Source organism: Nostoc sp., from assembly GCF_036917275.1.
Classification (GTDB): domain Bacteria; phylum Cyanobacteriota; class Cyanobacteriia; order Cyanobacteriales; family Nostocaceae; genus Nostoc.
In genome coordinates this window covers 17,877-41,380 of record NZ_JBALDF010000014.1, presented here as the reverse complement: position 1 = coordinate 41,380, position 23,504 = coordinate 17,877, and the positions used below count along the sequence as shown (strand labels likewise).

Annotated in this window: 19 protein-coding genes and 1 pseudogene; 6 read left to right on the top strand and 14 right to left on the bottom strand. The window is 42.2% G+C overall.

Features of this window, described 5'->3' with window-relative positions; translation table 11 throughout:
* Positions 1-119 precede the first annotated feature (119 nt).
* Entirely contained in the window at positions 120-1,226 is a 1,107-nt protein-coding gene (locus V7K35_RS05815; RefSeq protein WP_335077146.1) for a formylglycine-generating enzyme family protein, read from the top strand.
* 39 nt (positions 1,227-1,265) lie between these two features.
* Here the strand turns inward: V7K35_RS05815 and V7K35_RS05810 are convergent, their stop codons facing one another.
* The 4 genes from V7K35_RS05810 to V7K35_RS05795 all read right to left on the bottom strand — a co-directional run bounded on the left by V7K35_RS05810 (position 1,266) and on the right by V7K35_RS05795 (position 6,993).
* The gene (locus V7K35_RS05810) at positions 1,266-2,600 is read right to left on the bottom strand and encodes a DUF4041 domain-containing protein (protein WP_335077144.1); all 1,335 of its coding nucleotides are present in this window, start codon (positions 2,598-2,600) and stop codon (positions 1,266-1,268) included.
* A gap of 98 nt (positions 2,601-2,698) precedes the next feature.
* Entirely contained in the window at positions 2,699-4,378 is a 1,680-nt protein-coding gene (locus V7K35_RS05805) for an RluA family pseudouridine synthase (protein WP_335077142.1), read from the bottom strand.
* 306 nt (positions 4,379-4,684) lie between these two features.
* The gene (locus tag V7K35_RS05800; protein ID WP_335077140.1) at positions 4,685-5,425 is read right to left on the bottom strand and encodes an SDR family oxidoreductase; all 741 of its coding nucleotides are present in this window, start codon (positions 5,423-5,425) and stop codon (positions 4,685-4,687) included.
* A gap of 251 nt (positions 5,426-5,676) precedes the next feature.
* The gene (locus V7K35_RS05795) at positions 5,677-6,993 is read right to left on the bottom strand and encodes an efflux RND transporter periplasmic adaptor subunit (RefSeq protein ID WP_335077138.1); all 1,317 of its coding nucleotides are present in this window, start codon (positions 6,991-6,993) and stop codon (positions 5,677-5,679) included.
* 1,129 nt (positions 6,994-8,122) lie between these two features.
* Here V7K35_RS05795 and V7K35_RS05790 point away from each other — a divergent pair.
* Positions 8,123-8,275, top strand: coding sequence for a hypothetical protein (locus V7K35_RS05790; protein ID WP_335077136.1), 153 nt, complete (start codon positions 8,123-8,125; stop codon positions 8,273-8,275).
* A 9-nt stretch (positions 8,276-8,284) separates the two neighbouring features.
* On the opposite strand, the gene V7K35_RS05785 is transcribed toward V7K35_RS05790, so the two are convergent.
* Positions 8,285-10,375 carry a glycoside hydrolase family 10 protein gene (locus tag V7K35_RS05785; RefSeq protein WP_335077134.1) on the bottom strand — a complete coding sequence of 697 codons (2,091 nt, stop codon included), beginning with the start codon at positions 10,373-10,375 and terminating at the stop codon, positions 8,285-8,287.
* A 613-nt stretch (positions 10,376-10,988) separates the two neighbouring features.
* Positions 10,989-11,561, bottom strand: coding sequence for an HdeD family acid-resistance protein (locus V7K35_RS05780; protein ID WP_335077132.1), 573 nt, complete (start codon positions 11,559-11,561; stop codon positions 10,989-10,991).
* Between the two features lie 422 nt (positions 11,562-11,983).
* Between V7K35_RS05780 and V7K35_RS05775 the strand changes: the two genes are divergently transcribed.
* Complete coding sequence (locus V7K35_RS05775) at positions 11,984-13,360, top strand: dihydrolipoyl dehydrogenase family protein (RefSeq protein ID WP_335077130.1); 1,377 nt, start codon at positions 11,984-11,986, stop codon at positions 13,358-13,360.
* A 93-nt stretch (positions 13,361-13,453) separates the two neighbouring features.
* Here the strand turns inward: V7K35_RS05775 and V7K35_RS05770 are convergent, their stop codons facing one another.
* The 8 genes and pseudogenes from V7K35_RS05770 to V7K35_RS05735 all read right to left on the bottom strand — a co-directional run bounded on the left by V7K35_RS05770 (position 13,454) and on the right by V7K35_RS05735 (position 18,201).
* Complete coding sequence (locus tag V7K35_RS05770; protein WP_335077128.1) at positions 13,454-13,639, bottom strand: hypothetical protein; 186 nt, start codon at positions 13,637-13,639, stop codon at positions 13,454-13,456.
* Complete coding sequence (locus V7K35_RS05765; RefSeq protein WP_335077126.1) at positions 13,636-13,878, bottom strand: ABC transporter substrate-binding protein; 243 nt, start codon at positions 13,876-13,878, stop codon at positions 13,636-13,638. The genes V7K35_RS05770 and V7K35_RS05765 overlap by 4 nt, the downstream gene beginning before the upstream one ends.
* Complete coding sequence (locus V7K35_RS05760; RefSeq protein WP_335077124.1) at positions 13,854-14,003, bottom strand: hypothetical protein; 150 nt, start codon at positions 14,001-14,003, stop codon at positions 13,854-13,856. Before V7K35_RS05760 ends, V7K35_RS05765 begins: the two co-directional genes overlap by 25 nt.
* Positions 14,004-14,043: 40 nt before the next feature.
* Positions 14,044-14,206 (bottom strand): annotated as a pseudogene (locus tag V7K35_RS05755) (transposase); the annotation flags it as partial.
* A gap of 154 nt (positions 14,207-14,360) precedes the next feature.
* Positions 14,361-15,500: a hypothetical protein gene (locus V7K35_RS05750; RefSeq protein ID WP_335077122.1), complete on the bottom strand. Its 1,140-nt coding sequence runs from the start codon at positions 15,498-15,500 to the stop codon at positions 14,361-14,363.
* Positions 15,501-15,532: 32 nt separating this feature from the next.
* Entirely contained in the window at positions 15,533-16,897 is a 1,365-nt protein-coding gene (locus V7K35_RS05745) for a hypothetical protein (protein WP_335077120.1), read from the bottom strand.
* 19 nt (positions 16,898-16,916) lie between these two features.
* A complete protein-coding gene (locus V7K35_RS05740; protein ID WP_335077118.1) occupies positions 16,917-17,153 on the bottom strand; it encodes an acyl carrier protein in 237 nt (78 codons plus the stop codon).
* 106 nt (positions 17,154-17,259) lie between these two features.
* Positions 17,260-18,201 carry a glycosyltransferase family 2 protein gene (locus V7K35_RS05735; RefSeq protein WP_335077115.1) on the bottom strand — a complete coding sequence of 314 codons (942 nt, stop codon included), beginning with the start codon at positions 18,199-18,201 and terminating at the stop codon, positions 17,260-17,262.
* A 1,404-nt stretch (positions 18,202-19,605) separates the two neighbouring features.
* Between V7K35_RS05735 and V7K35_RS05730 the strand changes: the two genes are divergently transcribed.
* The 3 genes from V7K35_RS05730 to V7K35_RS05720 are packed head-to-tail and all read left to right on the top strand — an operon-like array spanning position 19,606 to position 23,503.
* A complete protein-coding gene (locus V7K35_RS05730) occupies positions 19,606-20,778 on the top strand; it encodes a radical SAM protein (RefSeq protein ID WP_335077113.1) in 1,173 nt (390 codons plus the stop codon).
* A 42-nt stretch (positions 20,779-20,820) separates the two neighbouring features.
* Positions 20,821-22,569 carry a carbamoyltransferase family protein gene (locus V7K35_RS05725; RefSeq protein WP_335077112.1) on the top strand — a complete coding sequence of 583 codons (1,749 nt, stop codon included), beginning with the start codon at positions 20,821-20,823 and terminating at the stop codon, positions 22,567-22,569.
* 37 nt (positions 22,570-22,606) lie between these two features.
* Positions 22,607-23,503 carry a glycosyltransferase family 2 protein gene (locus V7K35_RS05720; RefSeq protein ID WP_335077110.1) on the top strand — a complete coding sequence of 299 codons (897 nt, stop codon included), beginning with the start codon at positions 22,607-22,609 and terminating at the stop codon, positions 23,501-23,503.
* Position 23,504 lies beyond the last annotated feature (1 nt).

Genomic DNA, 23,504 nt, shown 5'->3' with positions numbered 1-23,504 from the left:
CTTATGGGTTTAGAAACTTTAATAATTTTAGAGTAAGATGCTTATTAAATTGGCATTTTTATTATTAGTTTGGCATAACAAGTACTGAAGAACCAAGTAATATTGTCTTTTTTACAGAATTGATTGAACTTGTATTCTCTGAAGGACAAGAGCAATTCTTGACATTTGTCAGGATGCTTGCAGATAGTGAATTTAGTGGTTTGGAAACTAGGCAAAAACTCAATGCTATTATTGCAGAGATTTCCACTTTAGAATTTCAACAACAGAATAGCGAATTTATTGAGCGTAAAAGTACTCAAGCAATTAGTATTGTTCCTACTCCCAGCCAACGTGGGGAAAGCTTAGAGCAAGAAGAACATACAAAGTTGCTTGTTCCACCTATTCTGGGAACTCAGCCTTTTAAATTTACAGTTGTGATAGTAGATGTCCAAGGTCAAGAGATTAAACGTAGTCGAAGGCAAAACTATTACTTAACTCAAGACCTTGGTAACGGGGTAACTTTAGAAATGGTCTATATTCCAGGTGGAGAATTTTGGATGGGTTCACCAGAATCGGAAGGAAAGCGATACTCTAATGAAAGACCTCAACATAAAGTAACAGTTAAGCCATTTTTGATAAGCAAGTACGCGATTACACAAGCACAATGGAGAGAAGTTGCTACTTTGCAAGAAGTTCGTCAAAACTTAAAACTTCGTCCGTTACGCGACGGAGGCAAAAGTCATCCTATTACCCAAGTTTCTTGGTTTGATGCTGTTGAGTTTTGCGATCGCTTATCTGAAAAAATAGGTAAACAGTATCGTCTTGCTAGCGAAGCAGAATGGGAATACGCTTGTCGTGCTGGAACTACAACTCCTTTTCATTTTGGGGAAACTATTACCTCCGACCTAGCTAATTATGATGGTAGTTACTCTTATGGGTTAGAAAGAAAAGGAATTTATCGTGAAATAACTACTCCCGTGGGTAGTTTGCAGGTTGCTAATTTCTTTGGACTATTTGATATGCACGGTAACGTTTGGGAGTGGTGTTTAGACCATTGGCATGAAAATTATTATAATGCACCGAATAATGGAGATACTTGGTGGGGGCGCAGTGATAATCAAACTCGTGTAATGCGTGGTGGATCATGGCGCAACGACCCGCACCTGTGCCGATCAAGTTCCCGCTTACAAAAAAATGCGAGTGAGATGTCCAACCATGTTGGTTTTAGAACTATTTGCTGTCTTTAGACTGATGTATTGTAAATTTTTATCTGATTTATTCATAATTTATGCTATTTTATCCTCCTCTAGAGATGAATTGTCGATGGTAAGGTGTTGATGCTTTTTGCGTGCTGCAAGAGTTTGGCGATATTCGTATGCTTGAGGCGCTGGTTCAAATATATCAATCCTTAAAACGCCAGTTGCTTTCTCAATTTCTTTAACAGCTTGCTCAATCTCATCCATTGAAACTTTGAAGAAATCTCTCTTTGGGTTAACTGTATTCACCTTTTTATCATCAAAACGTTGATGCAAGCGCTGCAATGTATCAAAAGCATCTTCAGAGAATATTTTGAAGTGAACATCAAATTGAAATGGAACTGCGGGGTTCATATCCCTAATATATTCATCTTCTTTATTACGAATGGTTCTACATATTCGGTATACATCCCGTTCAAGAGAGCCTATATTAGAAATTATATAAATGTATCCCGATTTGAGTCTTCTAGATTCAGAAAGAGCATTTTCTTTATCACTGCGATCTTCAGCAACTTGTCGTTCTAGTTCCTGAATTTTAAAATATAGTTGTTGTCGCTTTTCGCCTTCAGTCAGTTCTACTTCTTGTCTAACTTTGTCAAGCTCTTGTTGGTGAAGTATTTCTCTTTCTTCAGCTTCTTCAACTTTCTGTCTTGCCTTGTCAATTGATTCACGTTCTTTGTTTTGCTTTTTATCTTCTAGCTCTCTCTCGCGCTCTTGCTGTTTTTTCTCTTCTAGCTCGTACTGTAAATTTAACTCAATTAATTTCAATTGTAAATATTCTTCTGATATTTTAAAATTTAAAGTTTTTAAACATTTATTGTATTTATTAAATGTATTATTTATTTTCTTTTTTAAAGAATCAACATTGTTATATCTAACTTCTTTTACCGCATACTTACATCGTTCTTCAAACGCAAGCTCAACCAATTTGAGAATATCGTTTATCATTTCATCGCCTTTTCTTTTACTATCACCAACAGTCCATTGAGTATCAAAAATATAGGCTTGGTTATTTTTTACCATATTTTCCTGTTGTAGCTTGATCTTCTTCAACCTATGTATGTAGTCTTCAGAACTGATAAACTCATACTTTGACTCATAATAATCTATAGATTGAAGATAGACTTTTGCATCAAGTTCAGAAAATTGCTGCTGAAGATTTATGATTTTGGTATTAAGAGATTCCTGTTGATTTTCAAGTAAATGAATATTTGATTTTAACTGCTGTTGATACCCCTCTTTGTCAGCTAATGTATCATACCTACGTAACTTCTTCCTCACCTGAGACTCTGCAATTAATGCTTGTACTAATGCAGCAATCAGTCCAGCTACTAATACCACTAATCCTAAAAGTGTTAACGACATAGAACCTAGTATTCACACTTATGTACCCTTAAACTTAGCTTAAAGTATTTTTTTAGACGTTTGGCAAAATAATTAGTCATCGCCGATGAAATATTTTATCAAAAGGGCGTAATTACTTGTAAATGTAGGCTTTTTTCTAACTGCGGATGCTCGAAGCGAAGTTCTCTAGCGTGCAGATGTAACCGACTGGTAACTACACAGCATCCATAAAGGCGATCGCCTAAAATAGTTACCCCAAGTCCTCGCACATCAGCTGCATGAACCCTCAATTGATGAGTGCGTCCAGTTAGCGGCGTAAATTCTACGCGGGTGTAGTCTCCTTGTCTCGCCATTACCTGGAAATGTGTCAAGCTAGGTTTACCGTGCTGCCAATCAACTTTTTGATTAGGGCGATTTTCAGGATCTCCCCACAGTGGCAAGTCAATTGTACCTTGTTCAACTGTCACAGCACCGGAAAGTAGGGCTTCATAAACCTTGTGAACCTGGCGTTGCTGAAACTGCTGGCTGAGTTGCCGATGGGTTTGACGATCGCGTGCCAACAACAAAATACCAGAAGTTTCCTGATCTAGGCGATGCACAGATGCAAGGGTTATGCCATCCGGTAATAGATGACGTAAGCGACTCAAAACACTATCTTGGCGATCGCGATAACGACCAGGTACTGAAAGCAGCCCAGCAGGTTTGTTTACAGCAATCAGCCATTCGTCTTCATAAATAATCGGCATCTCTCCTTTGGTAGGGGAAAGTAGGCTAATTGTGTATACATCCCTGTTTGGGATTGAAATAGGTTTCAACCCTGAGAGCAAAAACCCCATTATTGGCTGACATCGCTCGGCACATGCTCCATAAAATTCTCCCTGAATTTTATCCTGATTTACAGAAGACGCACCCCACCAAAATTCCGCCATTGCCAGTGGTTTGAGATTATGTGTTGCGGCATAATGGAGCAGCTTTGGGGCACAACAGTCTCCTGTGCCAGTGGGTAAACCTCCTGGCATCAATTCTTCTAATGATCGCGATCGCCCGGAAAAATTAGTCAGGCTGTATGTAGCGTGCATCTGAGCTTGGAGTTGACGGGACAGCGCTTTACGCTGTTGTTTCAGTTCGCTAATTCGCGCATCTGTCACTGCAATTAACTGTTGAAGAGGCTGTAATACTGCATTTTGCTGGCGTTTAAGTTGTCGTCGCTCAATTCCCTGCTGACGACTCTCTTCGTCGAGTTGTTCAAGAGTAAGTGGATCGCAGATTTGCTGACGTTTTTCCTGTCGTTGATGTTTGCAATGGCGATGGCCATCGCTCATTGCTTGCAATTGCTGCTCAAATTCATCAAATAGGGTTTGGTACTGCTGGCGTTCGGTCAGTTGCTTCAAGGTAAGAATTTCTTGCTTAATCGCGTCCAACTGTGCCAAAGTGCGGGCTTCCTCTAAAGCAACTTCGTCTCTTCCTGGAATTGGTGGCACCCAATCCTCAACCATACTGCAACCATTCAAAAGACCGGAAAAGGCTTTGAGTACCCGTTGTTCGCCATTAGGCAGTTCAACCAATAGTATTCCATACATCTTGCCTTCACGAGAATAACAATCATTGTTGGCAAGCTGTTGCATTAGTCCCTGGGCGATCGCTTCAGCCATTGAGGTACGGGGTAGTTTTAAGCGATGTCTACGACGGGCTACGCCTACGCCACTTTGGAGACAATGCCCTTCATAGTAATAACTAGGAGATGAGTTGCTGATAGCATTGCAGTCAATGAAATCTGAAAGCGAACGTATTATTACCATAAAATATACGGCGTTGCTGAGTTAAAATATAAAGTTGAGTAAGTGCGATCGCCCTAATCTGTAGTATTTAGCGGCGTTTCTGAATTCAGGTATAGTTTATACAAACTTTTTCAGATCATGTTTAGTTAGTAGGGGCGCACCAATACTTTTCTGATAAGAATGGTAGGTTGGGTTGAGCGGTGGCGAAACCCAACGAACGGTTGATAATGTTGGGTTTCGTTCCTCAACCCAACCTACTAAACTGTATTGCCGTTTAACCGAGAAGTATTGAGGGGCGCATGGGATTTGCCCTTAAGTTTGATCATCTTACGCGGCTCCACCATTTACACGGATGTTTTGCCCAGTGATCCACCTGGCTTCGTCGCTAGCGAGAAATGCTACTACGTCGGCGATTTCTTGCACTTCTCCCAGTTTGCCAAAAGCAGCCATTTGGGCTACACCGTCTATATGCTCTTGTGTTTTGCCTTCTCGGAATAGTTCTGTATCGGTAGCGCCAGGAGAAATAACATTAACTGCGATCGCCTTTGCACCCAATTCTTTAGCTAGTACCCGCGTGATTTGTTCAACAGCACCCTTGGTTCCTACATAGGCACTATAAGTTGGCAGCATCATCGCCGTGGTTGATGAGGAAAAGTTGATAATCCGTCCCCCTTCTGCCATATGTTGCGCGGCTTGTTGGCAAGCAAAAAAAGTGCCTTTGACATTAGTGGCAAAAATTTTGTCGAAATCTTCTTCTGTCACCTGAGTAATTGGTTTATAAAAGATGATTCCGGCATTATTGACCAAAATATCGACTTTACCAAAACGTTCAAGTGTTTGCTCAAATAACTGTTGGATGTCGGGTACTTTGCTAACATCAGCTTGGATAGCGATCGCTTCTACTCCCAACTTTTCAATTTCCGCAACAACTTCCTGTGCTTTACCTGCATTACGCGCATAGTTAACGACAACAGATGCGCCGTTACCTGCTAATTTTAGTGCGCTCGCTCGTCCAATTCCCCGCGATGCACCAGTGATAATTGCGACTTTTCCAGCTAAAGATGCCATAGATTAATCTGATTTTATTTTGGTTCACCAAAGTGATTATCTGCTGTTGAAGTACTGTATCGAGGTTAAATTTAGCGATCGCCTAATAATTGAATCTTAAATTAGGCAAGCAGGCTCCTGGTTACAAAGCTGTTCAGAAAGCTCTCAATCGCTTTACAGGTATTTTTAGGTAAATAGCCCACAAGGTAGGGGCACAGCAATGCTGTGCCCTTACGACAGATGTGGTTCAAATACATGAACAACTGATGTAATTAAGATTCTGGAACGATTGCAACACCATCCCTGAGATTGAGCAATCCTGAGATAATAACTTGATCTTCTGGCTGTAATCCTTCAATAACTTGGTAATTATTATCTCTGATCTCGCCTAGTTTCACTCGCCTTTGCCGAGCTACTTGTTGGGATACACCTTGGGGAGATTTTTCGGTTTCAACTACATAAACAAAAGTGTCCCCAGCGATACGAGTCATTGCTGTTGTGGGAATTAAAACTCCGGGGCGCTGATTCCAGAACACTCTAGCCCTTACCAATTGATCTGCACGTAGCTGACCGTTAGGGTTGTTAAAAAGTGCTTTGATCAGTATCCCTTGTGTTTGATTACTGGCATTAGGTGCAATAAAAAATACCCTACTTCTACCAAGCTTCTCACCTTGTGTATTCATGACCTCCACTGGCATTCCCTTACGCAATTGGCCCCCTTGCTGTAGTGGCACAGAGATATTAACTTCTAAAGGTTGATTTTGAGTGATATTAACTAATTGTGTGGAAGTGTTAACTAAATCACCTACTTTCACGGCGATGTTGCCAACTGTGCCGCCAAAGGGAGCGCTAATTTTGTCGAACTGGAGCGGGAGTTGTTGGTTTGGAATATTTACATTAGCTTGCTGCAAGGCTTTTTCAGCCTGCAATATGTTGGAGCGTTGTACTTGAATCCTGGAATCAATTGCATCAAGACTAGTCTTAGCAGTCGTGAGCCGATCAGCAAACTGATTGCGAGTCTGTCGAGACACGGCTCCTTCTTGAGCTAGGGTGACAAACTTTTCGTAGTTCTGCTGGTACAATTGCAGATTCGCAACGTAGGATGGTCGTTGTGCTTCCAGAGATTTGAGTGTAGCGCGGGCATTTTCCAGTTGCACTAAAAATCCTTGAGGCACAGCATTGTTCCCATTGACACCTGCTTGTGGCGTAGGATCTACTTGGATAATTGCCGCTCCTTGGGCGACTGGATCTCCCGATTTGACAAATATCTGAGTAACTTGGCCCTGAATCCTCGGCTGAAGCGTGACTGAGCGCTGGGATTTTAGGCTAGCAATAAAATCTGAACTTTCCTCAATTATGCCGCTTTGTACTGTCGATATTTTGACTCTTACCCCTTGAGGTTGAGCATTAGCAGTTGAAGGTGCTGAATTTTGCGGAGTGAGCAAACGCCAAACTATAGCTGTTCCGCCCCCTAATAATAGTAATGCAGGTAAAAATAACCAAAGCCACCGCCGTTGTCCAGAAGGTGGCTCAAATGGGGTTTGTGGAGGTTTGTCTCCAAAATCATTTTGAGGGTCAGGGGGTGTCATGGCTAATGAGGAACTTAAGGAACAAATTAACTATAATTCAATCAAAATTGCATCTGTTGATATTGAAATTACTGATTTAGCATGAGGTTTTGTGGCAAATTATGTGTTCCCCCATCCAAATATACAGTTTTGATAATTCTGTCTAAATCTATCAAAAGGTGAATTCCTAATTTTCCACAGACCATCACTAATCAAAATAACTTGGATTAATAGAATGCGAAGTGCTATTTTAAGCACCTCACAATACATATCGCTTAGTAATGGTCAAACGTTAATGACGATTAAACAACTACAAAATTGTTTGGGTTAGTGACAATCCAGCTGATAATTGTGCAAATTTTATCTGAGTAAACCCAGATGCAGTACCTCAACACGACTTTTAAGTACCTCAATACGACTTTTAAGTACCTCAATACGACTTTTAAGTACCTCAATACGACTTCGAGGTATCTATTGCTTACATAGCAGTCCTAAATCATTCGTGAGAATTTGAGATCGTTTTAACCCCCCTGTAGTCCCCCCTTGGTAAGCTACGGTGTACAAGTCTGAAATAGCTCATTAACCAAGGTTTTACCCCACCCTAGCCCTCCCCTTATAAAGGGGAGGGAACGAGAATCTCTTATTTCCCCCCTTTTGGAACTCGTTCCCAGTCTTCAGACTGGGAACAAGGTTACACAAGCTTTTCGGCTTTTCTTAGTGCCATTCGCTCATTAACCAAGGTTTTACCCCACCCTAGCCCTCCCCTTATAAAGGGGAGGGAACGAGAATCTCTTATTTCCCCCCTTTATAAGGGGGGATTAAGGGGGGTAATTCGACTTGTGTACGATAGCCTTGGTAAGGGGGGACGGCTCAGACATTGAGATCAGAAGTGCGATGCCTGCTCTGGGCTACGCCATCGCCTGATATTGTAGGTTGGGTTGAACATTCGTGTTATCCAACAAAATCAAGGATTTTTGATGTTGGGTTTCGTTCCTCAACCCAACCTACTCCTAGATTTATAAAAACTAATGACAACAAAGGTTTCTGATTTTTATCTCGTGAGAGTTATAGAAGAGCGCTAAAAGGCTGACTATCCAATCGGCCTTAACTGGCTCAGGTTGATTACTTTGCACCAGTATTTAAAGATGCTATGTCTTCTCTGCCAGATGCTACGCGTAGCTTGTTTCCCGTTGGCGTGCCCTCTCCTAGAGAAGGGTACGACGGGTTACGCCAACGTACTCATAGTACACAACAGCATAAGTGCGATCGCGTTGCCCACCGCAGGCATGGCACTCATGGGTAGCACTTTTGTTCAACTAACTGTAATAACTATTCCCACACTCTCATTCGCCAATCTATCCACCGCACACACGGCATAGGTTCCCGCTAGTTGGACAGTAGCAAAGGTTGTGCCAGCAGACAAAATTCGTTGAATTGTCCAAGTATCGCCAGTTTGCCGATAAAGTGTCCAAGAACGAACTGGCTGATTATCACCAGGCTGCCAACTCAGTTTACGGTTATTCACTTGTAATCCAATCGGTGGAGGGGGTGGTGTTGTATCCTGCCAAGACAAAGTTGGAGGTAGCGCAGGTTTGTTATAAAGCAGACTTTGGAATTTATCTGCAATGCCCTGACTATTTTCCCTCAAAACAGCGAGATTAAAGAAGATATTCCCCAGTGACAACTGTCCAGCTTGGCTACGGCTAATTTTTACCTGCTTTTCAATCTCATCACTCTCCCGACTCTTGTTGCTTGGTTCTGTCAAATTATTACCAGCGTAAACGTGTCTTTGCTTTGTATTTACCTGTGTCCACCACTTTAGCAACGCAAAATAACTTTGTTGTGGTTGGTCTGTGCGCCAATAAAGTTGAGGCGCAATATAATCAATCCACCCTTCTTCTAACCATTTCTTCGAGTCAGCATACAGCACGTTGTAAGCATCCAACCCAGTAATCCCAGCAGGTTGTCCGGGGCGATAAATTCCAAAGGGACTAATACCAAATTTAACGTCGGGTTTAGTTGCTTTAATTCCCAGCCAGAGGCGTTGTACCATTTTGTTAACGTTGTCCCGTCGCCAGTCGCCAAGGCTGAATGTACCACCTGCTGCTTTATATGCAGCGTAGGTTTTGTTATCAGGGAAAGATTGCCCTTCGATGGGATATGGATAGAAATAATCATCTAAGTGAATGCCATCAACATCGTAGCGCTTCACTACGTCGATAATTACGTTGTAAGCTCTGTCCTGAACTACTTTCAGTCCTGGGTCCATCCAGCGTTGAGTTTTCCACAAATAAACGCTTTCTGGATTGGTAACTGCTATGTGAGGACGAACTGTTTTGGCTGGGTCGGTGGAAGTGCTAGCGCGGTAGGGGTTAAACCAAGCATGAAGTTCAATATTGCGCTTATGACATTCTGCGATCGCAAACGCTAAAGGATCATAAAATGGTTCTGGTGCTTTACCCTGAGTTCCTGTAATCCAAGCACTCCAAGGCTCTAATTTAGATTCATATAAGGCGTCTCCCTCTGGTCGCACCTGAAAGATCAGGGCATTAAAGTTTAGCGCTTGTAATTTACTAATAATCTCGCTGAGTTCAGCTTTTTGTTGGGCAACAGAAAGTCCCGCAATGGATGGCCAATCACCATTCCATACAGATACTACCCACGCCCCCCGGAATTCTCGACTATGATTTATCCTAACGCTACCGACAGGTGTTGGCGTTGGCGTTGGTATTGGCGTTGGTGTTGGCGTTGGCGTTGGCGTTGGTATTGGTATCGGTATTGGTATCGGTATTGGCGGCTTCACAATATAGCTAGAGGGAATTTTTTCTATCTCACCTAAATACACCAAAGCTTGATAAATAATTACTGCTACATCTGCACGGGTAGCTGCGAGATTGGGATTGAGTAATTTCACATTTGGGAAACTAACCACCAATCCAGCGCTGGTGGCAATAGCTATGTGATTTCTACCATACTCAGGAATCTGAACAGAATCTTGATAAATTTCTGGGAGTGCTGAGAGGAGGTCAGGTTTCACCTTGCTGGCAATTTCTAAGCCTACTACCAAGGAAACTAAGACTTCTACTCTCGTAATTCGGTTAGCAAAACGGAAACTTTTATCAGCAAACCCGCTAAGAAATGCTTTTTCGTAAGCTGCTTGAATGGCGGCTGCTGCCCAATAATTAGTAGGTACATCAACAAAGGGGATATACTGCCGCTTCTTGGTAACTGTGGGAAATGCCTTAGCGATGATGGCGGCAAATTCAGCACGAGTGAGTGAGTTATCGGGGCGATATGTGCCATTAGGTGACCCACTGACAATACCACGTTGGGCTAAGGCTGTAATAAATAAGCGTGCCCAATGGTTTTGAATATCCGAGAAGGGAGTAGTAATAGATACCATTGTTGATTGCAACTAGCTGGCCTGGATTTTGATTTCCTTAGTTAATTTAGCAATATCAGAGCGATCGCTGCTGTCAATGTCTTATAAACTTTGACTATTGAAGATTGGGCATGGGGTACTGGTAATTGCTATTCCCTATTCCCCATTCCCCATCTGCTAACTACAGTTTTGCGTAAAATCGTAACGTTTTTAATGCACGGGAACGCATTAACAATGCAGCCGACGCATTAACATTGTATCGAGATACATTGGCATTGTATCGGGACGCATTAACAATGCAGCCGACGCATTGGCATTGTATCGGGACGCATTAACAATGCAGCCGACGCATTAGCATTGTATCGAAACGCATTAACAATGCAGCCGACGCATTAGCATTGTATCGAAACGCATTAACATTGTTAGGACTTACGCACACTCTACGAATTCTCGGCGCTCTTGGCACGGCAGTTGCTTCAAGTCGGCAGAGCCGCCCAACGCACTGCCTCGTCTTGGCGGTTCGATAAATTAAGCGAAGTTGGCAATTTTTGCGTAAGTCCTAATTGTATCGGGCTGCATTAACATTGCAACGGATTGCCAAATTTAATTCGCTACGAATTAATCAAATGCTGTACTAAGTGGCTTTTGCAGTTTGGTCAGGAGGATTCAAGTTAGAACGCGCATTCAACGATAGCATCACGCGTGAAATGCCAGTGAAAATAATGCTGACACCAACTAGTGTCCCAAGAAGCCAGGGTGCATCGAAGGGCCACTGGAACCAAATAATTGCGCCTAAGACCAGGGTAATAATGCCATTACCTAGTACCCACGTCCAGTTTTCTTGCGGACGTAACCGGAATGCCAGAATTAACTCGAATGTGCCTTCAGTCAGCAAAAAGGTGCCAAGCAACAGAGTCAGTGTGAGAACACCCGTATAAGGATAAACAAACAGCATTATGCCGGTTGCAATATAGAGTCCGCTCAATAAAAGTTTCCAAATAAAACCTCCTCTGTGGCGGGTTTGAGTGGCATAAACTAATTTTGTAAATCCTACGGAAATTAAAATCAGCGCAGTCCAAGTCTCAGCGAATATGGTCGAGAGACTAGGCACTGCGATCGCAATAACTCCCAAAATACTCAGGAGAACACCAGTTATCAGTGACCCATTAAAATCCTTGTTAATATTTTTAGGGGCATCGGTTGTCATACAAATCTTTTCCCTATTTTTAGACTCAACTCTACATTTAGATTAGGGAATTTCTAAGTAACAGGGTATGAACCCTAAGATAGACTCGTCAGTATTAACTTAATCCTGATCATGACTAAACTTTACGACTATTGAGGCCCCAAACCAGTGATATGATGACAACTAACTATGGCAATCCTAAATCATTCGTAAAAAGTTATATCCCCGACTTCTCAGCTTTTCTTTAGTAGAAATGCCGTATCCCATTCAACCAAAAGGTAACAAACAACCATTTTTCTGCGTACATCCTTATGGCAAAAAAGTATACTGTAAACTTGAGTACAGAAGAAGCAGAAAAACTGCGTAGGCGTAGCCCGAAAAATCTTTAACTTGGAGTGTGAGAATGTTATGAAAACAAACTATCTTCAAGGAGTCCAGCACTGATGGAAACAGCAGACGTCATTCTGATTGGGAGCGGTCAAGGAGGCATTCCACTGGCAGCTGATTTTGCTTCATCGGGTCGCAAGGTAGTCTTGTTTGAGCGAGATGCTTTAGGCGGCAGTTGCATCAATTATGGCTGCACTCCTTCCAAAGCATTTTTGGCAGCAGCTCATGCAGCAGGGCGTGCTCGTCAGGCAAAGAAATTAGGCATTCATACAGAAGTTGAGGTTGATTTTCCCGCCGTCATGGAGCGAGTCCGGGGAATCCGTAACAGCTTTAACCAGGGTATTCACAAACGATTGGACAATGCAGGTGTCAAAATCGTTTGCGCTGAAGCTTCCTTTGTTGGTGAACGTACTGTTAAAGGGGGTGATATCACCGTTCAGGCTCCTTTGGTGATTGTCAACACTGGCACATCATCGCTGATTCCTGATATTCCTGGTCTTACAGGGACTCCCTACCTGACTAACCGTAACTTCTTTGACTTAAAAGCATTACCACCCCGGTTACTGGTAATTGGGGCTGGCTATATTGGATTAGAACTGGGGCAGGGACTGGCGCGTTTGGGCAGTCAGACCGACTTAATTGTGCGGGGCGATCGCGTCCTCGATCGGGAAGAGGCTGATGTCAGCAAGGTCTTAGCAGAAGCATTAAAGCAGGATGGGATTGGGCTTCACTTTGGAGTAAATGTAAATCAGGTTGCACACGAGAATGATGTGTTTAGCCTGACATTGAGCAGTGGTGAGCAATTCCAGGCAGAGGCGTTGCTGGTTGTGATTGGACGCAAACCAAATACAGATGCATTAAATGCAGCCAAGAGTGGCATTGAGCTAGATGATCAGGGGTTTATCAAAATTAACGACCACTTCGACACAACCTGTTCTGGAGTCTATGCGATCGGAGATGCTGCCAAACAGCCTGCCTTTACACATGTGTCCTGGGAGGACTATCGCCGCTTGAAGGCAATTTTATGTGGAGAAAACCGGACGCGGAGCGATCGCGTCCTTGGCTATGCTATCTACACAGAACCTCAGGTTGGGCGAGTGGGGATGACGTTAGAACAGGCTCACAAGGAAGGCTTCAACGCGCGTGCTGTTACGTTACCCATGAGCCAAATTGCTCGTGCGATCGAGTGGGGACATGATTTGGGGTTTTACCGCATGGTGATCGATAGCGATACTGACAAAATCTTGGGAGCCACCCTGGTAGGGTATGAAACGGCTGAAGTAGTGCATGTTTTTCTAGATTTGATGGAGGCAGGAGCAACCTGGCAATTGTTAGAGCGATCGGTTCATATCCATCCCACCTATGGTGAAGCATTACCTAGCCTAGCACGGTTGCTCCTTGGAGATAATATACCCGGCTGTCCGAACAGGTGAAGAGGCTAGTAGAGTCGAGAGAGGATATTATTCCCGGTCCCTCTCTGTTAAAACCGGACGTGCGCGTTTCCGTGCATCCGGCTCTCGATGTTCTTAACTTGCGCTTTTAATCTCTTCTGAAGGGAGAAAACCTTCAAGAGTTTGGATGGCGATGTAGTGAGAGCCGTGGTGAAAGTTCACACCAACTGGCACATTAGCTAAGTCTTGGGAGATGTTGTAGGGTGAGTCTGGACGCACAATGATGGCTTGGCTAGCAATGGCAGCCCGTTTAGCTATCACCTACCACGGCTACTATGGTATGTGCAACGTACTTGTCCCCACTCGCAAGCGCGGTAAAGGGTGCTTTGGCCTTGCTCGAAAAGAGAGGAAGCGCCGAAAGAACTCACCAGACGGTGATTCTCAATCAGTGTGAGATTGGGTGAGCGATCGCTATAATTCCTTTTGACAAACTCGATCTCCAGCCCTTCGTCAGCAAAGTAGCCCTGATCGCGAGCTACATAGTAAGGCAGTGAAAACACTGTCCACCACCACCTAAAGCCTTAATTAACTCGCGTCCAGTTAAATTGCCGCGTCTAGCAACATCAACTGCAACCTTGAACATAGTTTGATTGCTATTGACTGGTAGTGGCAAATTCTCTGGCAATCGCTCCTCCAGCTTCAAAATATAGCAGTAGCTAGATAGATTAGGACGCTAAACGCAAGACATCCTCTATCGTAGTTCGTAGACTATCGAAGTTTTTTATCTGAAAAGCGAATTCGACTCTTGAGCCATGACCAACATTTTTCAATTTTGTTTAAGTCAGGTGAATAGGGAGGTAAGTAAACAAGGAAGCATCCAGCTGTTGTAATTAAATTTTCAATGGTTTGCAGCAACTCCAATCCTAACTGGTCATTTGATGGCTTTTGCGTCATATGTCATATTTTATGACGCTGCGTGTACCTCACAAACCTTTTAATTTTTCTGTGCTACCCCAATTTATTGAGCCGATACGTTTTGTTCTTATTGGACTCGGCTACGGTCATGCTTTAGCGGTTCTGTAATCATCTCAGGGCAGTACGTTTCTACATAGCTATTGATATAGGTGGGCAAACTAGCTCCAGCCTGCCTAATGTTTAGGTGCAATTTCTCAAGAATGTCAAATGAATAACCAGAATCAGCCCATTTTTCATAGGAAATGCCAAATCCAAGATATTCCCACAAAAGCCCATTGTTGTTTTCATAGTCACCATAAGGGGCAAGCCACACTAGTGGAGTTGCCGCAGAAAGGGAGTCAATAAGAGTCCCACCACCGGGTTTGCTAATAATTCCTCGACTTTGCCGAATCAAGTTGTAAACTTCAGGATATGGCTGACTGTTTTGAAATGCAATTTTGCCATTATCCTTAACTTCACCAAACGGTGGAAACTGGTGATATCCTTGTGCATCTTTCTCCCACGGTTTCCATGTTGGATCGATGAGAAAGTATCGGCTATGCTCTGTTTTTTCTATATCTTGCTGTTCATAAGCAATCACATCCAGCTTGATTCCCTTATGCACTAATTCTGGAACCTTAGTTTTATATGTCCCGACTCCCCACCCTCCACCGTGAATCAGAAAGCGGTCAGAACGCTGATTGTAGGGTATGGGTTCATCGTCTGAAACACAGAAATTGTACGATAAGCACTTGTCCTCCCAGTTAAAGAACCAAACATGGCGAAATGCCGAATGCGTTGCATCGTACATTTTCCACGAGGTAGAAACAGATGCATCCATGTGACAAAGATCGATGGCGATGTCTTGACAATCAGTTTCCTGAAGATATCGGTTGGCAATCGGCAGCCAAAATCCCGAAAAAATCATAAATTGTTTGCATCTTTGGTGCTTCCAGGTGGCCAATAGATTAGACATTAGATCGAAATTGAGGCTGGGTGTAATGTCCTTGGCTAGTTTTTGAGCCATCAAGGCAAGCGAAAAATTCCGATGAAAGGCGAACTTCGTTTCAGGTACGTTATTTCTCTTGTTCTCAAGTAGAATATTTTCCAGCACAACGACATCAGAAGCAATCCCTCTTTTGCTGAGTTGACGACTAGCAATTAATGCAGGAATGTATGCCCCTAATGAAGCCCCTGAGCATAGTATTGTTACGGTTTCTTGTCTCATTTCTCTCGACATCGGTTGATATTAAAATGTGATTAATTCAATCTTTGAATATCAAGCTCGGCAAAAATATTGTCCATGCTGTTGAGAATTCGTCCTTTATCCTCGTCATTATTAGATACAACAGACCCATAAAGTCTACCCTTATAGGTTTTTCTCTGGTTAGCACTAGCTTTGTATAGCTGCCAGTTCACATTCAAGGTGTTTGATGCAAGCGGTAGAACACCGCTTGGTTTATCTTTGAGAAATAGAATTTCGGCTTGCTCCATTCGTTGAAGAATTTCGGAAAACGCTACATGACGTGAAAGACCGAGCGAAAAGAACATCAGCTTACCCTGAGTAGAAAATTGGGCAAGGAAACGATCGATATGATGGTTGATCAACCCCATTGACTTCCTAGCATTAATTTCCACGATCGGCACGATTTTTCCTGATTCCAGAAGCATTGAATCAAGACAGACAGAACCCAAATATCCCACTCGATGCAACTGGGCAGCGATCGCCTCAACTTGTTCAAAATATCCTGATGTGTCCAGGAACTCTTGAAACGACGACTCAGCTGTTTGGATACCAGAAAAGGCAAAGCCAGAATTTTGCATCTTTTGAATAGATAAAATTTTGGTTTCACCTGTGGTATGTATCTCAAGTTGACAAGAAAAATCGGTCTGCTTATTCAGCAACGGTTCTAACAAAAATCTTGTGTGTTTCCCCTCACACTCCTGTTTTGAGATATATGTCACAATTCGCTTCAAAATTTGCTTTGAAGAAATTAGCAGATTTCCCTTTCCAGAGACTCCAAATTCATCTTTAATCAGGAATGGAGAGGACTCAAGAAAACGCTGACCGACTGCATCTAAATCACTGGCACAATAGACAATCTCTCCCACAGTATCTGGAAACAGGTGTTTCGCTAGCTGATGGGAGAATAACTTGGAATTGACCTTCTTGACAATTTCAATATCTAAGCCTGGACATTGAAGACCATAGTGCTGACACAGTTTTTTAGTAAAGGGTTCTATTGAGTAAGGCGAAAGCGTTGATAGGGGAGTTAGTAAGTCTTGGTAGTAACCATCGTTACCAGTGTTAAGAAGCAGCTCACAAATACCTTTATGCGATCGCTTCTCTTCCCCTAACGTTTTTTCGATTAAAGGAAACTGATTGTGAGAAAAACAAAAGCCTAGTTCCCATAAATAATCTTTATAGGAACTATCCATAGGCAGGCGTGTAATCAGCACGTCATCAGTCGAATCACAGAACACAAATTGTAGCTCGTCCATGACGCTGACGATTTCATCAGCTTGCGGATCTGCGATCGCCGGCAACTGCGAAATGTCTGCCTCTCTCCAGAATTGCTCTGCATTAAAGCTTCCTAAATATAAACAAGGGCTATCAATTCGCATTTAAGCCTCTTTGCTCAAGCTATTTTTGCTTTGAGAGAAAATCACACAAGCTACCAACGGACATCAAGTTAGAAAAGTCGAGGTTATTAAAATCAATCTGAATATTCAACTCCTCTTCAAGCTTTAACATAAACGTAACCATTTGCAGAGAGTCCAGACCAATATCATTGATGATATCCGTATCATCCGATAAGGTCATCACTGCTACAGGAGTGTCCTTAACTTCACTGAGAATTTTCTTAATTGTTTCTTGCATGAATTCGTTTCCTTTCGTTAATTTGTCAATTTTAAACTCTATTAATTTTTACTAGTAAGTCACTCTGTCTCATCGGAATAGAATCTTAGACTGATTTATCCTACACTTAAAAAGATAATTGTGTTGCATGAAACAACATCTTTCCTATAGATAATTTGTTTGTTAAATTAGCCTCCAAAAATGCTTTCTCTTGTTCTGTCAATGCAAATTTGTTTAAATAAGCTGTATGTAGTTGGCTCAACAATATCTCACAACGGTGCATTTCATCTGCTGTTGATAACACCGCCGTTCTGGCGATTTGAAACATAATATGGGCATCTGCCAAAGAGACAGATTCGGTTAATAGTTCAGACATTGCATCACGAATAATTTGCTTGCATGATTGATTTTGTGCATCTGCAAACTTTTGTGAAAAACCTTCTGGATTTCTATACAAACACCCTCGCACGTCTGGCAGGATGGCTAGTTGTGTAATTCGGCTCAATCGACACCACAAATCATAATCTTCGGCAATTCTATCAACCCGATAACCACCTACCTGCAATAATAAATCGCGGCGAACCATAATTGTGTCATGCGAAAAGTATGGATAAAAGAGTAACTCCCAAGGAATTAACGCGGGTGTTAAAACAAAATAGGGATAGATGTCGTTGCTGGCCGTCTGCTCGTGGTTGTCAATCACAAAAACACGCGTGCCGACCAAACCAATATGCGGGTGCTGCTCCAAATAGCAAACTTGCTCGGCTAGTCGAGTTGGGGTACTATAATTATCCGCATCCTGACGTGCGACATAGGTTCCTTGGGCAACGTTTAACCCTTTATTAAGTGTCTGAGTCAATCCTATATTTTTCGGGTTATGTACAACGACAATCCGTTGGTCTTGCTGTGCATATGCGGCTAGGATATCAGCAGTTTGATCGGTAGACCCATCGTTAAGAACAATTAACTCAAAGTCTTCAAGTGTTTGAGACAAAATGCTGTCTATTGCTCGGCTGATATACATACCCATATTGAACGTAGGTAGTATGACAGATACTAACGTCTTCAATTTTGAATTTTTATTTGCTATGTTGATTAACTATAAAAATCTGATTTGATTTTTGAAAGTTCTTTTTAGAACGAATCGTACCAGACGTAAAGTAGCTTACCGTAGGAGAGACAGTAAGCTAGTCAAGGAAAGAGATACACAGAGAATTTCACAAATCAAATAGGATTGCTATTACAGAACATTAGTAAAAATACGATTCACTTGTCAAGCCTTTTCAATAATTATATTTTCTCAAAAACAGAGATGTATATAAACTTTTATTAAAAAAGTAGGAGCAATCTTGGAATTTTATAAAACAATCTAAAGATTTATGTACATGACACATTAATATTTAAATTTGGTACTTGTTTAAAAATCTTCCCGAAGGTTCGACTATGTATGATTGCTTTGGGTAAGAAAATGTAATCATTTTGTAGTCAATATCCTGTACTCTATTTTGCGATCGCAAGAGACAATGAATCAAATCCATGATTTCCTATCAGTGTCACCATACCACGCACCAATGCTCCTGCAAAAGCAGGCACAGAAAAAGCCTAGAGAGCAAGTTTGCAACTATGATAAGTTGAAAGAGTATTTTCAATACACACTATTTTTAGAATTCTTTGAGTAACACTACAGCTTATCAGTCTATTTGTGGGAAAATAACTGCGTAGACGCTTTGCGGCTTGTCGTGAGACATCGCACGATGTAAGTCTTGCGAAAGATTTTAAGTATTAATACATAATTATTTGTATAAAATATTTTATCTGGGTAAAGATTATTATCTAGTGATCGCTTTACTACTTATTAGAAAAAGTAAGAAAAGTAGGAAAAGTAGGATGTTCTGTATCAACACTTGATTATCCGGTTGATTAAGCTGTATATTAATCTTTCATCTTTGAATTGATTTCATCGTAAACGGCTTCGGTAGTAAATAATTATTATCTATTACAAAATTCCTCGTCCTCTTGTGGACGAGGAATTTTAAACTTTTATATTTTTCACCCTAATCTGTGATTTTTTGTCCCTAAACGCCGGAAAATACTTATTTAATCGTAGACTAAAATTGCAATTGCCTATTCAATTTTAATCTATTAAACCCACTGTCAGTCTGCATTTACGTGTCGTAGATAAGTCGATAAACTCAGGAAATAGTTATATTCATATATGTGTTCAAATTGACCTAGCTATGAGTAATTTGGTTTTTATTTTTCACCAATGAAAACTTTTATTAATAATGCAAGAAACATGATAGTATCAAGCAAAAGTTCATGTATTCTAAGTTGAAGCGTGGAACTTAGAAGTGAGCAAAAATTTGCTCTCATCTCGGCTTAATTTATTGTAGTCGGAGATGCTTTTTCCGCACTACTTCCAACCAAAAAGTATAATTTATAACTTACACACGATAATAAAGCAGCTACCAAAATGTATCCTAAAACTGCGGTTAAGTTCGATCAAGAGACGTTCAACAGAATGAAGCGAGATATCGAACTTTTATCTAAGACAAATCGAGGCAGACAGAATTCTCCAAGCTTTGCCACTGAAATTCCACAAGAGATTGGTGTTCAGCTTACCTATCGATGCAATTTAAGATGCGAAACGTGTTTTCAATGGAACGATCAAGGTTTTTTCCATCATCTGAATAAGGCTCAGTTGAAGGGTGAATTGGACGCTTCTATTTTTGAGAAGATCCTCTATGAAACTGAGTCTGCCAAGTCAAACTTATACCTATGGGGTGGTGAGCCACTAGTTCACCATGACTGGCCTGAAATTTGTCGAATGCTGGAGAAAGACCCCCGGTGGACTGTCATTTGCACCAATGGTCTTCTAATTGAGAAAGAGCTAGATTCGCTGCTACCTATTTCCTCAAATCTTGTCCTTTTGGTTAGTGTTGATGGATTTCAGGAAGACAACGACGCAATCCGGGGTAAAGGAACTTTTAACCGTGTCCTACATAACATTGACATCATTCGCTCCCTACAGAAAAAGGGTGAGTTTAAGGGCAAAATCTCAATCAGCGCTGTGTTGAATGGTGAACTCGCACCTCGACTTTATGATTTTGTTGCATACTGCGAGAGCCTTGAAATTGACAGTCTGTACCTTGTCTACCCTTGGTATATTCCAGAAACTATTGCCAACAAAATGGACGAGTATTTTAAGACTAACTTTGATTGGCTAAACACATTACCAGAGCAGTCCAAAGCCAGTTGGCACTCTTACACATATCACGTTGATAGCGAGAAGGTGGAACAACTGCGTCAGCAAGTTGAGAAAGTCAATACTCGCACCTGGAATATACGCATCAGGTATCAGCCAGCTCTAGAAGCCGATGAGTTCTCTGCTTTTGTGGGGGGTAGTGATGAACCAGGACAGAGACGCACCCGATGTCTATCGATTTCAAACAGAATGGATGTTCTCGCTGATGGCAGCGTTAGCTCGTGTAAACTATTCCCCGAATTTAATATTGGCAACCTTTATGAACAAGGTGTTTTAGAGATTTGGCAAAGTGATGTCTTTAAAAGAGTGCGGGAAACTATCCACGGCGGGTTAACCCCGATTTGTTCTAAATGTGTGCTTCTGTATCGACACGGACTCTAAAACAATATTTAGCCGCTAAGTTCTGATTACCGGAGTACATTAATGAAAATTTTAGGGTTCATTGGGCGTTCAGATATTCCCCTAGCCCATGACGGTGCTGCTAGCTTAATCATCAATAATAAAATTAAGTTCGCTCTTGAGCAAGAACGCTTGACCCGTACACGATATGCCGAAGGTCAAGGCTGTTTTGATGCTACAAAAGCTTGTTTAGACAGTGCTGGTCTTCATTTAAAAGACATAGACTACATTGCCTATGGCTGGCTTGAAGACCTCAAGTCGGGTACTCAAGTTTCAGACTACGTGGTTGCGTCTAATGAACTTACACCAATACTCTTGCCGCCGGAACTGTTTGGATACACCGAGCCGCCTGATATTCATTTTGTTAAGCACCACTATGCTCATGCTGCCGTCACATTTTTTACTAGTGGTTTCGACAGCGCCGCCGTCCTGGTGATGGATGGACAAGGAGAGGGGGTTTCGGTTTCTCTGTTTCACGCTAAGGGCAACACCATTGAGTTAATTGAAACTTATCCCGTAGATACCTCACTGGGAATGTTCTACGGAGCAGCAGGGGCCCGCGCTGGTCTGGGTTGGCACTCTGGCCCTGGTAAGCTGATGGGGCTAGCGCCCTTTGGTCAAGTTAGGGAGTCAATTGATTTTCATTTCGACCCAGACACCGGACGTTTCACGCTGCCTGCATTCATCCAAAAAGCGATTAATGACTCACCAACACCCACAACAGCGAATGACATCGGCACGTTTTGGCTTGACTATTTCGAGAAATATCACTATCCTTATCAGCAGACGTGGACACCGAGTTGGGAATTGGTCAAGGCTTACCATATCGCTCATTATGCCGACTTTGCTGCATCCGTTCAGCATACCCTAGAAATCATTGGTCATAATTTGGCGATCCGTCTCAAGAAATTAACAGGAGAGAAGAATCTAGTTCTCAGTGGTGGTTGTGCATTGAACTGTACGATGAACGAGGCGTTAAGTCAGCAGAAGATTTTTGATCGCATTTACGTCTTTCCTGCTGCCAACGATGCCGGGTGCAGCATTGGTGCAGCACTAGCAGTATCTCATCTATTTAATCCACCAACTTCACCGTTGGAGAGATTACCCAGTCCCGCTTTTGGAACTACGTACACCAGCGAGGCAATCATCGCGGCGATTAAAGACTACGGCTTTATCCCTGAAAAACTGTCTTCAGAAGCGCTGATTGAGCGTGTAGCTGAGGATTTAGCCGCCGACAAAATTGTGGCTTGGTTTAGAGGTCAAGACGAATTTGGCCCTCGTGCCTTGGGACGACGCAGCTTTCTAGCTAATCCTTCACACAGAGAAACTCTAGGACGGCTCAATAAAATAAAAGGTAGGGAAATGTGGCGACCTTTGGCTCCCAGCGTTCTGAGCGAAAAGGCAGAGATAGTACTGGAAGGTTCACTAGATTCGGGGCTACATCGCTATATGTTAGGTACAGCCACCATCCGACCAGAATGGCGAACTAAAATTCCGGCTGTTGTCCACGTTGATTTTACCACCCGCTCTCATCTAGTGGAAAAAGAGCAAGATGGGATTTATTGGTCTTTAATTGATCGCTTTTATCAAAAGACAGGTATTCCTATAGTCTGTAATACGTCTCTGAACGTGGCTGGTCAACCCCTTGTTCACAAGCCAGAGGAGGTATTGGATATTTACTCTACTAAAGAGGATGTCCAAACTTTAGTAATTGAGGACTTTTACCTCACGAAGCCTGAAACTACTGGCACGGAAATCGCCGCTCGTGCCTAGATATATTTAGTTTCTGTCTATCCATCTGAGGTAAGTCATGCGGTTCTCTCTAATTGTGCCTACTATTAATAGAGTCAACGAGTTAGAGCGGCTGTTTCAGTCTCTTGCCACCCAGGATCACAATGATTTTGAGGTGATTGTTGTTGACCAGAATTTGGATAATCGATTGGAAAAGTTGGTGACTTCTTACAGTCAAGAGTTTTCCATCTTGCATCTGAAGCAGACAAAACGGGGTTTATCCCGTGCTAGAAATCTGGGAAAGTTACATCTCAAAGGCGACATCATCGCTTTTCCTGATGATGACAGTGTGTATCCGCCAACAGTATTATCCCAAGTGGCTGATTTTTTGGAAAATGAAGCTGCTTGGGATGGGGTAATTGCCAGAATCTTTGACTTGAATGATGATAAAAATGCCTTTGAGTTTTGTGGGGGCGACGATAAATCAGGATGTGTTGATTACTGGAAAGGATATACAGTCGGTATATCCCATGCCATGTTCTTTCGTGCTTCTGTCGTAAAATCTCTGGATTTTGATGAAGCGATGGGTGTGGGTTCAGGGACACCCTGGGGCGCAGGTGAAGATGTTGATTATTTATTTCAATGTCTTGATGCAGGCTATCGGTTCTACTATGATTCTAAGTTAAAAGTTAGACATCCAACTCCACTTAATAAAAATAACTTTCGCCAACAAATTCAACGAGAATATTCCTATGGATTGGGTAATGGCTATTTGCTAGGTAAGCATAAATTACCTGAGCCATTAATTCATTCTGCTACAAATTCATCGTACCAACATACAATTTTGGAAGTTACTAAAGGGAACCTAAAACGTGCTGCCTATTTCTTTGCCTATGGTTTGGGAACCTCGATTGGATATTCTCAGGGAATGAAGAAATGCCAAATAATTCATCTATCGAGCAGCCAACCAATTTAGG

What these genes read in the sequence shown, in the direction of transcription:
- V7K35_RS05790 (WP_335077136.1), top strand. Translation starts at nt 8,123, where the DNA reads ATGTCTTCTCTGCCAGATGCTACGCGTAGCTTGTTTCCCGTTGGCGTG.
- V7K35_RS05775 (WP_335077130.1), top strand. Translation starts at nt 11,984, where the DNA reads ATGGAAACAGCAGACGTCATTCTGATTGGGAGCGGTCAAGGAGGCATT.
- V7K35_RS05750 (WP_335077122.1), bottom strand. Translation starts at nt 15,500, where the DNA reads ATGAGACAAGAAACCGTAACAATACTATGCTCAGGGGCTTCATTAGGG.
- V7K35_RS05785 (WP_335077134.1), bottom strand. Translation starts at nt 10,375, where the DNA reads ATGGTATCTATTACTACTCCCTTCTCGGATATTCAAAACCATTGGGCA.
- V7K35_RS05800 (WP_335077140.1), bottom strand. Translation starts at nt 5,425, where the DNA reads ATGGCATCTTTAGCTGGAAAAGTCGCAATTATCACTGGTGCATCGCGG.
- V7K35_RS05810 (WP_335077144.1), bottom strand. Translation starts at nt 2,600, where the DNA reads ATGTCGTTAACACTTTTAGGATTAGTGGTATTAGTAGCTGGACTGATT.
- V7K35_RS05730 (WP_335077113.1), top strand. Translation starts at nt 19,606, where the DNA reads ATGTATCCTAAAACTGCGGTTAAGTTCGATCAAGAGACGTTCAACAGA.
- V7K35_RS05740 (WP_335077118.1), bottom strand. Translation starts at nt 17,153, where the DNA reads ATGCAAGAAACAATTAAGAAAATTCTCAGTGAAGTTAAGGACACTCCT.
- V7K35_RS05795 (WP_335077138.1), bottom strand. Translation starts at nt 6,993, where the DNA reads ATGACACCCCCTGACCCTCAAAATGATTTTGGAGACAAACCTCCACAA.
- V7K35_RS05745 (WP_335077120.1), bottom strand. Translation starts at nt 16,897, where the DNA reads ATGCGAATTGATAGCCCTTGTTTATATTTAGGAAGCTTTAATGCAGAG.
- V7K35_RS05720 (WP_335077110.1), top strand. Translation starts at nt 22,607, where the DNA reads ATGCGGTTCTCTCTAATTGTGCCTACTATTAATAGAGTCAACGAGTTA.
- V7K35_RS05805 (WP_335077142.1), bottom strand. Translation starts at nt 4,378, where the DNA reads ATGGTAATAATACGTTCGCTTTCAGATTTCATTGACTGCAATGCTATC.
- V7K35_RS05725 (WP_335077112.1), top strand. Translation starts at nt 20,821, where the DNA reads ATGAAAATTTTAGGGTTCATTGGGCGTTCAGATATTCCCCTAGCCCAT.
- V7K35_RS05780 (WP_335077132.1), bottom strand. Translation starts at nt 11,561, where the DNA reads ATGACAACCGATGCCCCTAAAAATATTAACAAGGATTTTAATGGGTCA.